This is a genomic window from Actinotalea sp. (assembly GCF_035443605.1).
Taxonomy (GTDB): Bacteria; Actinomycetota; Actinomycetes; order Actinomycetales; family Cellulomonadaceae; genus Actinotalea.
The window spans coordinates 1-11,362 of the sequence record NZ_DAORSQ010000087.1 but is presented as its reverse complement, the minus strand read 5'-3'; the positions used below and the strand labels follow the sequence as shown (position 1 = coordinate 11,362).

At 75.8% G+C, this 11,362-nt stretch carries 11 protein-coding genes; 3 read left to right on the top strand and 8 right to left on the bottom strand.

Going from position 1 to position 11,362, the window contains the following annotated elements; all coding sequences use genetic code 11:
• Window positions 1–427: 427 nt before the first annotated feature.
• The 8 genes from PKY62_RS10135 to PKY62_RS10100 form a co-directional block, all read right to left on the bottom strand.
• Window positions 428–916, bottom strand: a complete 489-nt coding sequence (locus PKY62_RS10135; RefSeq protein WP_324536589.1) for a methyltransferase family protein — start codon at window positions 914–916, stop codon at window positions 428–430.
• Entirely contained in the window at window positions 913–2,568 is a 1,656-nt protein-coding gene (locus PKY62_RS10130) for an ABC transporter permease (protein WP_324536588.1), read from the bottom strand. The genes PKY62_RS10135 and PKY62_RS10130 overlap by 4 nt, the downstream gene beginning before the upstream one ends.
• Entirely contained in the window at window positions 2,565–3,497 is a 933-nt protein-coding gene (locus PKY62_RS10125; protein ID WP_324536587.1) for an ABC transporter ATP-binding protein, read from the bottom strand. Before PKY62_RS10125 ends, PKY62_RS10130 begins: the two co-directional genes overlap by 4 nt.
• 201 nt (window positions 3,498–3,698) lie before the next feature.
• Window positions 3,699–4,340: a hypothetical protein gene (locus PKY62_RS10120; protein WP_324536586.1), complete on the bottom strand. Its 642-nt coding sequence runs from the start codon at window positions 4,338–4,340 to the stop codon at window positions 3,699–3,701.
• 120 nt (window positions 4,341–4,460) lie between these two features.
• Window positions 4,461–5,237: a hypothetical protein gene (locus PKY62_RS10115; protein ID WP_324536585.1), complete on the bottom strand. Its 777-nt coding sequence runs from the start codon at window positions 5,235–5,237 to the stop codon at window positions 4,461–4,463.
• Window positions 5,238–5,260: 23 nt separating this feature from the next.
• A complete protein-coding gene (locus PKY62_RS10110) occupies window positions 5,261–5,809 on the bottom strand; it encodes an RNA polymerase sigma factor (protein ID WP_324536584.1) in 549 nt (182 codons plus the stop codon).
• A 17-nt stretch (window positions 5,810–5,826) separates the two neighbouring features.
• Window positions 5,827–7,539, bottom strand: a complete 1,713-nt coding sequence (locus PKY62_RS10105) for an ABC transporter permease (RefSeq protein WP_324536583.1) — start codon at window positions 7,537–7,539, stop codon at window positions 5,827–5,829.
• Between the two features lie 43 nt (window positions 7,540–7,582).
• Window positions 7,583–8,455, bottom strand: coding sequence for an ABC transporter ATP-binding protein (locus PKY62_RS10100; protein ID WP_324536582.1), 873 nt, complete (start codon window positions 8,453–8,455; stop codon window positions 7,583–7,585).
• 155 nt (window positions 8,456–8,610) lie between these two features.
• On the opposite strand from PKY62_RS10100, the gene PKY62_RS10095 reads away from it, so the two are divergent.
• The 3 genes from PKY62_RS10095 to PKY62_RS10085 all read left to right on the top strand — a co-directional run.
• Window positions 8,611–9,564 (top strand): alpha/beta hydrolase, encoded by a 954-nt coding sequence (locus tag PKY62_RS10095; RefSeq protein WP_324536581.1) that lies wholly within the window; start codon window positions 8,611–8,613, stop codon window positions 9,562–9,564.
• Between the two features lie 180 nt (window positions 9,565–9,744).
• Window positions 9,745–10,806 carry an ABC transporter substrate-binding protein gene (locus tag PKY62_RS10090; protein WP_324536580.1) on the top strand — a complete coding sequence of 354 codons (1,062 nt, stop codon included), beginning with the start codon at window positions 9,745–9,747 and terminating at the stop codon, window positions 10,804–10,806.
• Window positions 10,803–11,362: ABC transporter ATP-binding protein (locus PKY62_RS10085; RefSeq protein WP_324536579.1), on the top strand; the 560-nt coding region annotated here is incomplete at its 3' end. The genes PKY62_RS10090 and PKY62_RS10085, both read left to right, overlap by 4 nt.

Genomic DNA, 11,362 nt, shown 5'->3' with positions numbered 1-11,362 from the left:
GAAGACGGTCGACATGGCCATGAGGCTCCCTGGGGTCCCGAGCAGTCAAGCGCCGTCGGGCCCGCAAAGCAATCGCCTGCGGGCGTGCACCGCCGGTGTCGTGCGCACCGCCACCGCACCCCCGCCGTCCTGCGCACGCCACCGCACCGCCGGTGCGGAGCGTGGTGCTGATGACACAGGAGAACGCGGTCCCCGGTCGATGCGGAGCTCTGGGGCCTCAGGTGTGACCTGGTCCGCACCGGCGGGTCGCGGGCGCTCGACCGGCGGGTCGCGGTGCCCCGGGTAGCACCCGACGCTCGCCGCCCGACGGTTCGACGCCAGCAGCATCCCGACGCTCGTGCTGCTGCGCGACGGCACGACGGTGGGCCGCGTCGATCCACCCTCGGCCCAGCCCAGGGGCCGGTGCCGCCCCGGTCCACCCCTCGGCTCAGCCCCGGCGCCGCCAGCGGGGCACGAAGCGTGGCGTCCGGGCAGCGTAGGCCGGGTACCCGGCGAACCGGCGTGCGAGGTGCCCCTCCTCCCACCGCGCCTTGCCGGTGATGAGCCCGAGCAGCACCGCGAAGGCCACCAGCCGCGGCACGCTGCCCGACGCGACGGTCAACGAGCCCATCGTCAGCAGCAGCCCGGTGTAGATCGGGTGCCGGACGATCCGGTAGAGGCCGCCGGTGCGCAGCCGGGCGTGCTCGTTGGGCAGCGGCACCGCGGTGAGCCCGCGGCCAAGGGCCGTGCCCCCGAGGACCATGCCGACGACCCCGACGACGGCGCCGACCGCGCAGGTCACGGCGAGCCACGGCGGCACGGGCCAGTCGTCGCGACCCGGCAGCACGACCAGCAGCCCGATGAGGGCGAACTGCGCCACCACCAGCAGCCTGGCGGTGCGGGTCTCGGCCGGCGATGCGGGTTGGTCTGCGGTCACCCGGCCATGATGCCCTGCCGCCGACGGCGGGGCTCGACCGTGACCCAGCTGAACCGCCAGGCGACCACCCCGAGCCCGACGACGGTCCACGCGGCGAGCGCCCCGAGGTGGTCCCAGGCCAGCCCGCTGCCGACGACGTCCTGCGCCGCCGCCGTCGTCATCGCGTTCGTCGCGTGCCGCAGCGGGAAGAACCACGAGACCCGGTCCAGCAGAGCAGGGAAGTCCGCGCCGTAGACGAAGACGTCGGAGATGAAGCACAGCGGCAGCAGGGTGCCCAGCGCCACACCGATGCCGGCCTCGGCCGTGCGGACGAGCGACGCGACCGCCAGGCCCAGCGCGGCGAAGCACGTGGTCGCGACGAGCAGCGTGAGCAGGGCCGCGGCCCACGCGGGCGGGACCGGGATCGCGTACATCAGCCCGGCCACGGCCCAGATCGCCACGAGCGTGAGGAGCGCGACGGCCCACGCCCCCGCCACCCGCCCGAGCAGCAGGGCCCACGCCGGCAGCGGCGCAGCGTGCAGCCGCTGGAGCACCCCGCGGTCACGCGCCTCGGCCAGCCCCTGCGGCATGTTGACGTAGGCCGTGACGGCCGCGCCGTAGACCGCCATGGTGGAGGCGAAGAACGCACCGAGCAGCTGACCGTCCGAGAGCACGACGTCGCCACCGCCGTTGACCGTGGGGATGATCGCCACGAGCACCACCGGGAAGACCACGGCGAAGAAGACCGACGACGCGTCCCGCGAGAGCACCGCGATCGTGTGCCGCACCTGCCCGCCCACCAGCGCGAGCGCCGACGGCGACGCGGTGCGGCGCGGCCGCGCGTCGGCTGCCGGGGCCGGGCGTCGGGCGGTCCGCGCGACACGGCCGACGCGGTCGCGCTCGCGGCGCAGGCCCCAGGCGGCGACGAGCGCGCCGGCCACGCCCCACGCGGCGATGACGGCCAGGTGGTCGAGCTGGAACCCGCTGCCCGCGAGGTAGGGGTTGAGCGCGTCGGCGAAGACGTTGACGAGGTGCTTGAGCGGGAAGAGCCAGCCGATGGTGGCCATCCAGTCCGGCGTGGTGCCGCCGAACAGGAAGATGTCCGAGAAGAACGCGATGGGGATGACGATCCCGTTGGTCACCGCGAGCGTCGCCTCCGGCGTGGGCAGCCACGCGGCCAGGGCGAGCCCCAGGGCGCTGAACGCCGCGGCCGAGACCACCAGGGTGACGAGCACGGCCGGCGCCGTCCGCGCGAAGAGCTGCACGTCGTAGAGCGCGACGCCGGCGCCCAGCACGAGCGCCGTGGCCGTCAGGCCGAGCACCAGCGCGGCGCCCACCCGACCGCCGAGCAGCGCCCACGCCGGCAGGGGCGTGCCGTTCTGGCGCTTGAGCACGCCGGTGGCCCGCGCCTGCGCGAAGCCGAAGGCCAGGAACGAGAACGTGGCCATGACCACGCCGAACGACGCGAACCCCGGGGCGAGGAACTGCGCCAGCCGCACGCCCTGACGCGCGTCGAGCGTCTCGTTGCCCACGAGCGCCCCGATGAGGACGAAGAAGAGCAGCGGGAACCCGATGGACAGGATGAGGGTGATGGGCGTGCGGCGCAGCGCGACCAGCTCGTGGCGCACCTGGCGTCCGAGCAGGCCGAGGTCCCCGCGCCCGGCTGCGCTCATGACCCCGGCTCCCCCGGCTCGCCGGCCTCGTCCGCGTCGCCCACGAGGTCGAGGTAGACGTCCTCGAGGCTCGGCCGGGCCAGCGTCAGGCTCTCGAGCTCGATGCCCCGGGCGACCGCCCAGGCGGCCAGGGTGTTGACGTCGGCCGTCGCCGCGCGGGTGCGCACCTCGACCACCGAGCCGGCCAGGCGCACGTCCTGCCCGATCTCCGGCAGGTCCGCCGCAGCCGCGCCCGCGGGCAGCCGGAAGGAGATGACGGTCGCGAGCCCCGCCGCGGCGGTGAGCTGCTCGGGGGTGCCCTGCGCGACCACCCGGCCGTGGTCGATGACCACGACCCGGTCGGCGAGGTGCTGGGCCTCGTCGAGGTAGTGCGTGGTGAGCAGGATGGTCGCGCCGAGGTCGCGCAGCCGGTCGACGAGGTCCCACGCCCGGCGCCGCGCGGACGGGTCGAACCCCGTGGTCGGCTCGTCGAGGAAGAGGAGCTCCGGGTCGCCGACGATCCCCAGCGCCAGGTCGAGGCGCCGCCGCTGCCCGCCGGACAGCGTGCGCACGCGCGCGTCGGCCTTCTCCTCCAGGCCGACGAGCGCGATGACGTCGTCGACCGCGCGCGGGTGGGGGTAGAAGCCAGCGTGCAGGCGGATGAGCTCGCGCGGGGTGAACTGCTCCTCGAACCCCGCCTCCTGGAGCACCACGCCGATCCGCTCGCGGAACGCGCGGCCGCCCGTGCGCGGGTCCGTGCCCAGCACCCGCACCGATCCGGCGTCCGGGGTGCGGTAGCCCTCGAGGATCTCGACGGTCGTCGTCTTGCCGGCGCCGTTGGGCCCCAGCAGGGCGATCACCTCACCCGTCTCGACCGTGAGGTCCAGCCCGTCGACGGCGGCGAGCGAGCCGTACACCTTGCGCAGTCCCGAGACGACGACGGCGGGCATCGGGCCAACCCCTTCCTGGGTCGGGCGGCCGCACGGCGGGGTCGGCGGCCACCTCATCCCGTTGTACCGCCCTCGCGCAGCCGGCGACAGGGCCGCACGACCCGACACCACACCCACCCCCGCCCCCGGATGCGACGACGCCCGCCACGGCAGGGGGTCCGTGGCGGGCGTCGCCAGACAGTGTGCCCGAAGGCGATGGCGCTACGGGCGACGGCCGCGCTCGGCCGGGACCACGGGCGCCTGCGGGCCGGGCGCGTCGACGGAGCCGGCGTCCGAGCCGGCGTCGGTGGTGTCCTCGGTGACGTCCTCTGCCGGGACCTCGGGCACGGTGTCGTCGCCGCGACGCAGCTCGTTGCGCTCGTGCGCGAGCTCGCGGACCTGCTGACCGTCGACCCCGCCGTCACGCGCGTCCGCTGCGACACCCTGGCCGAACGACGCGGCCTCCGGCAGCTCGCCGTCGCGGTCCCGGTCCTGCGTCTGGTCCGGGTCGCAGACCTCGTCCTGCGTCTGGTCGCCGTCCTGGTCCTGCGTCTGGTCGCCGTCCTGGTCCTGCGTCTGGTCGCCGACGCCGTCGCCGTCCTCGTCGCAGTCCTCGTCACGGACCTGGTCCTGGTCGTCCGTGGTGCCCGTCGGGTCGGTCGCGCCGATCGGATCCGTCGGGTCGACGTCCACCGGCTCGACGACCACCGTGTCGGCGGGAACCGGCACCTCGGCGACCTGGTGGGCCACGGCCGGGGCGGCCACGATCGCGCCCGCGGCCACGGCGATCCCGACGGCCGCCTTGCCGGCGATGCTCAGGCCGGTCAGCTTGGCGACGACTGCTGCCAGTGCGGTGGTGCTCACGGTGCTACCTCCAGATCGGCGGCCGCCCGGGGGCGGTCGACGCGGTGTGCGGCACGGGTGCCGCTCTCGTCACGGTCATCGCCGGCCGCGCCCGGCGGGGTACGGGTCACCCGGACCGTCTCACGGGTTGGGACGGTCGTCGCCCCCGCCGCCGGACGGCGGGGTGGTGGGGGGCGTCCCCGCGCCGCCCGTCCCCGGGGTCTCGGGCGCGTCGCCGGAGCGACCCGGGTCGGTCGGCGGCTCGGGGACGGTGCCGCGACCCGGGTCCGCCGGGACGTCGGCGCCGGGCGCGCCGGGGTGGGCGGGGGTGCCCGGGGGGGCGGGCGGCCCGGTCGGGTGCGACGCGGCCTCGTCCGGCACGTCCGGGGTGGCCGCGTGCTCGCCGCCCTGCCCGACGTCAGCGGACCGGCCGCGCTCGGCGGCGCCGCGCGCGGGCTCGCCGGGCCCCGTGGGCTGCTGCCCCGGGTCTGGGGCCGGGTCGGTGGCCGGGACGAGGCCCGGCCCGTGGGCCGGTTCGGTGCCCTGACCGGGCGCGACCAGGCGCACCACGGCGTCGACGACCGCGGCGGCCGGGACCTGCACGGCGTCGGGCACCGCGTCGACGGTCGCGGCGCCGACCGTCGCGGCGGCCGCGGCACCGGCACCGAGCGCCAGCTTGGCCGCGAGGCCGAGGCCGGCGGCGACGCGCAGCGGGGCGCGGCGGCGGGCGGGCACCGCGCCGACGAGGTGGAGCGCGGGCCGCCGGGCCTCGCCGCGCAGCAGGGCGGCCAGCTCCGCGCTCGGTGCGGGCGCTGCCGCGGTGGCCGTGGCGCGCAGGGCCGCGACGAAGGCGGTGAGACCGGGCTCGGACGGCACGGCTGCGCCCGCGACCAGTCGCTCGTCCTGCTCCGCCCTCATGTCCTGGTCATCGCCCGATCCGCTCACAGGGGTACGCCCTGCTCCGGGAGGGCTCGGCGCACGGTCGCCAGCCCGCGGCGCTGCAGCGCCTTGACGGCACCGGGCCGCTTGCCCAGCACCACGGCCACCTGCTCGACCGTGAGGTCGGCGACGATCCGCAGCACGAGCACCTCGCGCTGGTCGTCGGTGAGCGCGGCGAGCAGCACGGCCACCTCGTGGTGCCCCAGCAGCTCCAGCGCGCCGGCCTCCGCCGCGGGGCTGGTGCGCGCGTCGTCGTCGGGCTCGTAGCCCACCTCGACCGGGGACCGGGCGCCCTTGCGCCACGCGTCGACCACCCGTCGGTGGGCGATGGTGAAGACCCAGGACCTGAACTGCGCCTGGTCGCCGCTGAACCGGGCCAGACCGGTGAAGACGGCGAGGAAGACCTCGCTCGTCAGGTCCTCGACGTCGCGGGTCCCCCGTCCGCGCAGGTACGCGGCGACGGGGCGCACGAGGTCCTCGTACAGCGCGGTGAACGCCTCGCCCGAGCCGTCGCGCGCCCGCGCCAGGACGTCGTCGAAGTCGTCGAGCACGCCGCCATCCTGCCGCGTCAGCCGCCCACGAGGTCGCGCCGCTGGAAGGCGACCATCCCGGCACCGACCAGCGCCACGGCCAGCCCGAGCATCCCCAGGGCGGCCGCCGCACCGAACGGGTCCACCGGCACCATCGCCAGGTGGTGGAAGGGGGACAGCGCCAGGACGGCCTCGGGCCAGTCCAGCGCCGGGCCGACGAGCTGCACCACGTAGGCGACCATCGCCGCCGACGCGCCGGCTGGGACGACGAGCCGCGGTGCGACACCGAGGAGCAGCACGGCGAGGCCGAGGAAGACCGCGACCGCCGGCAGGGCGTTGGCGGACGCAGCCAGGGCGTCGGGCAGCGTGAGGTCCGCACCGACCAGCCGGCCGGATGCCCACGTCGCCAGCGCCGTCACCAGCGACAGGAGCGCGGTCGACACCGCGGCCAGCAGCACGTGGCCACCCAACCAGCGCCACCGCTGGACGGGCCGCACCAACAGCTGCTCGAGCCGCCCGGAGTCCTCCTCCGCACGCGCGGCGCCCACCCGCCACGTCGCGTAGAGCGCGACGACCAGCCCCGTGATGACGCCCATCATCGAGACGTAGCCCAGCAGGATGTCGGCCACGTCGACCCCGAACATCGCGAGGATCTGGGCGTAGGACTCGTCGCCCTCGACGAACTGGACGATGCTCGGCAGCAGCGCCCCGATGAAGATCCCGAACGCGACCAGGCCCGCCACCCAGCCGAGCAGCGTCCCCAGCGTGGCCCGCCACGCGAAGGCCAGCGGCCCGCCGAGCCAGAGCAGGCGCGAGCGCGCGGCCCGGTGCTGCACGATGAGCCCCGCGCCGGCGTCCCGGCGCCCGCGGAGCACGACGGCGAGCCCGACCAGACCGGCGCAGACGGCGAGCGGGACCACCAGCACCTGGGCGCGGTCGCCACCGAAGGGCTCGAGGTGGTCGTTCCAGCCCAAGGGCGTCAGCCACGCCACCCATGCCCGGTCGTCGGAGCTGTTGGCGACCATCCGCACCAGCACGGACCCGCCGAGCATCGACGCCGCGACACCGAGCACCCTGCCCCGGGCGGCGAGGAGCTGGGCCAGGACGGCGGTCACCCCGACGAACGTGGCAGCGAACCCACCGACCAGCACGCCGTAGAGCAGCGCGCCGCGCACGTCCGTCCCGGCCGCCGCGAGCGTCCCCCCGAAGAGCAGCCCGACCAGGACGCAGGCGGCGAGGTGCACGCCCAGCTGCACCCCCAGCACGGCCCGGGGCGTCATCCGGCCGGTGAGCAGCAGGTCGATCCGGCCCGCCTCCTCGTCCCCGCGCAGCAGGCGCGAGGCCGAGGCGACCGCCCACACGCCGACGATGAGCTGGAGCATCCACCCGGCGTCCCACACGACGAGCGCCCCGGTGCTCGTGCCGGCGGGCAGGCCCTGCAGGATGCGCATCGCGGGGTCGTTGGCCAGGCTCACGAGCGCGTCCCGCGTCGCCTGGTCCGGGTAGGTCGCCTCGAAGACCCGCACCTCCATGACCGCATAGGCGCCGAGGCCCACCACCAGGGCCACCCAGCCGCGGCGCAGCAGCCGGGCCGTCAGCCGGGCCACCGCGGCGCCGAGCCTCGGCGTGGCCGCCCGGTGCTCGTGCCGGTGGCCGGGCCGGTCACCGGGCACGTGGCGGCGCGCCTCACCCCGCCACAGCGCGTGCGCGGGGTGGCGCCCGCCGCCGCGGACCGTGCGTGTCGTCGACACGTGTCCTCCTCCCGTGCGGCGGGGCTGAGTGGTCGGGCGGTGCTCAGTAGTAGGTGAGGAAGATCTGCTCGAGCGAGGGCTCCTCCGTGCGGATCCGGGTGACCGGCAGACCGGCGAGCGCCTCGAGCAGCGCGGCCGGCGAGCCCGTGACGGCCACCCGCAGCCCGCCGGGGACCTCCTCGACGGCGCCCAGGCCCGGCACGTCGTCGAGCCGGGGCACCGGTCCGTCGAGCTGGACCTCGACGACGACGGTGTGCAGGTGGCGCAGGTCGTCCAGGGCCGCGACCTCGACCAGCCGGCCGGCGCGCAGGATCCCCACGCGGTCGCACAGGTCCTCGACCTCGTCGAGGATGTGCGAGGAGAGGAAGATCGTCTGCCCCACGTCCGTGACCTCGTGGACGAGCCGCTGGAACTCGGCCTCCATGAGCGGGTCGAGGCCCGCCGTCGGCTCGTCGAGCAGCAGCACGTCCGGCCGGGACATGAAGGCCGCGACGAGGGCGATCTTCTGCCGGTTGCCCTTGGAGTACGACCGGACGCGGGCCGACGGGTCCACGGCGAACCGCTCGAGCAGCGCGTCGCGGTAGGCCGCGTCGGACCGTCCCGCGACGTTGCCGAGCAGCTCGAGGGTCTCCGCCCCGGTGAGCTGGGGCCACAGCGCGACGTCGCCCGGCACGTAGCCCACGTGCCGGTGCGCCCGCCGCACGTCGTGCACGGGGGTGCCGAGGATCTCGGCTGCGCCCCAGGTCGGTCGGATCAGGCCGAGCAGCAGGCGGATGGTCGTGGACTTGCCCGCGCCGTTGGGCCCGAGGAAGCCGAACACCTCGCCCTGGTGGACCTCGAGGTCCAGGCGGTCCAGGGCGACCACCCGGCCGAAGCGCTTGGTCAGGCCGTGCGTGGCGATCGCGGGGACGGTCATGGCCGCCTCCTTCAGGGGGCACCCGCAGGCCGCGGGACGGCGCGGTCACCTCCAGGCTGTTCTCCCGCGCCGTCCCGGACCAGTGCCCTAGGTCCCCCCGGCATGCAGGGCGGGACGGCACCCGCCGGGGCGCGCCGGGCCGCTACGGTCGTCCGATGGATCCCACCCCCCGGCCCGCCATGGCCTGGGCGGCCCGCGCCGTCGCGGCGGTCTCGCTGGGCATCGTCGCGTGGGCCTGCCTGACCGCGTGGCCCGCCGTCGTGGGCGGGCACCCCCTCTACGCCGTGATGCTCGTGCTGACCGCCGTCGTCGGGCTGGCCGTCGCCGGGCTGTCGTTCGTGCCCCGGGCAGCGCGCCCGTCCTCCACCTGGCGCCGGCTGGGCCGGGTCGCCCTGGGCGTGGTCGCCACGTCGTGGCTGGTCCTCGTCGCCTGGCTCCGCCCCTTCCCGGCGATCGACCCGGCCCCTGCGGCGATGGTGTCCGACGGCGCCGTCACCGTGACCCGCACCGCCACCCGGATCGAGCTCGCACCCACCGCCGGCCCGGTCACCACGGGGCTCGTGCTCCAGCCCGGGGCCAAGGTCGAGGCCCGGGCCTACGCCGCGGTGCTGCGCCCGCTGGCCGAGGCCGGTGTGCTCGTGGTCGTCCCGCAGCAGCCGGCGGGCATCGCGTTCCTCGCCACGGGGGCCTTCGAGGCCGCGCGCACCGCCCACCCCGAGATCGCCCGGTGGGTGGTCGGCGGGCACTCCCTGGGCGGCACGGTCGCCGCGATGGACGCCGACGCGCACGACGCCGACGCCGAGGCCCCCGTCGTCGGGCTCCTGCTGTGGGCCTCCTACCCCGCCGACGACCTCAGCACGACCCTGACCGCAGCGGTGCTGTCCCTCTCGGCGAGCGAGGACGGCCTGGCCACCCCGGCGGCGATCGAGGCGTCCCGCACCGACCTGCCGACGGGCGCGACGTTCACGGTGGTCGAGGGCGCCTCGCACGCGTCCTTCGGCGACTACGGCCCGCAGCCGGGCGACGGCACCCCGACGATCGACGCCGACGACGCGCGCGCGCAGATCTCCGCGGCGAGCGTCGCCTTCCTCACCGCGCTGGCGCACTGAGGGCTCACGCCCGACGCCGGCGCCGGGACGGCCACCGCGCTGCCCGTGCCCGCGCGCCGCGGCGCTCACCCGAACGGGGGATCGCAGCGCCGTGCGGGTTGACGTGCCCGGGTTCGTGGTGAATTGTCTACTTTATCGGTAGGTGTTGCCGATCCGATGGACACGATACTCGAGGTTCCCATGAACGGTCGCTCCGCCCCCACCACCCTGGCCGCCGCTCTCGGCGTGGCCGCCCTCAGCCTCACCGCCGCCTGCGGCTCCGCGAGCCAGGCGGCCGACCCCACCTCGGCGGAGCCGACCGTGCTGCGGCTCGGCTACTTCCCCAACGTCACCCACGCCACGGCGATCGTCGGCGTCGAGGAGGGCTTCTTCGCCGACGCCCTCGGCGAGGCCGCGACCCTCGAGACCACGCTCTTCAACGCCGGCCCCTCGGCGATCGAGGCGATGTTCTCCGGCGCGATCGACGCGACCTACATCGGCCCCAACCCGACGGTCAACGGCTTCGTCCAGTCGGACGGCGAGGCGGTCCGCGTCGTCTCGGGCGCCGCGTCCGGCGGCGCGTTCCTCGTCGTCCGCGAGGGGATCGACGAGCCGGCCGACCTCGTGGGCACCACCATCGCCACGCCCCAGCTCGGCAACACCCAGGATGTCGCCCTGCGGTCCTGGCTCGCCGACCAGGGCCTCGAGTCCGACCTCGCGGGCGGGGGCGACGTGCTCATCGCCCCGCAGGAGAACTCGCAGATCCTCGACGCCTTCGCCGCCGGCGCGATCGACGGCGCGTGGGTCCCGGAGCCGAACGCGACGCGGCTGCTCGAGGCCGGGGCGACCATCCTGGTCGACGAGCGCGACCTGTGGCCGGACGGCGCCTTCGTGACCACCAACCTCATCGTCAGCCCGGCCTTCCTCGAGGCGCACCGCGACGTCGTGCGGCGGCTCATCGAGGGCCAGGTGGCGGCGAACGAGTGGCTCAACGCCCACCCGGAGGACGCGCAGGCCGTCGTCGAGGACGCCATCGCCGCACTGTCGGGCAAGGCGCTCCCCGAGGGCGTCGTCGCCAAGGCGTGGGCCAACATCACCTTCACCGACGACCCCGTGGCGACGTCCCTCATCACCGGTGCCGAGCACGCCGCGGCGGTGGGCACGCTCGAGGGCGGCGTCCCCGACCTCGACGGCCTCTACGACCTCAGCATCCTCAACGAGGTCCTGGCAGCCCGGGGCCTCCCGGAGGTGGCGGGGCCATGACGACGACGGAGCTCGACGCGCAGGCTGGACGGACGACCGACGGCCCGCCACGCCCCGCGGTCGTCCTGACCGAGGTGAGCAAGGTCTACGGTCGCGGGCCCCAGGCGTGCCTCGCCGTCGACCGGCTCAGCCTGGAGGTCCGGGCGGGCGAGTTCGTCTGCCTCGTCGGGGCCTCGGGCTGCGGCAAGTCCACGTTGCTGTCGATGATCTCTGGCCTCGAGCCCGTCTCCGGCGGGTCCATCACGATCGACGGCGGTCACCGCCCGGCCCTGATGTTCCAGGAGTCGGCGCTCTTCCCGTGGCTCACGGTCCGCGGCAACGTCGAGCTCGCGCTGCGCCTGCGCGGCGTCTCGCGCTCGGACCGCGAGCCCGAGGCGCGTGAGCTGCTCGCCTCGGTGCACCTGGCCGACTTCGCCGACAAGCGCCCGCACGAGCTCTCCGGCGGCATGCGCCAGCGCGTCGCGCTCGCCCGCACGCTCGCGCAGCGCACGCCCGTGCTGCTCATGGACGAGCCCTTCGGAGCGCTCGACGCCATGACGCGCGACATGCTCCACGA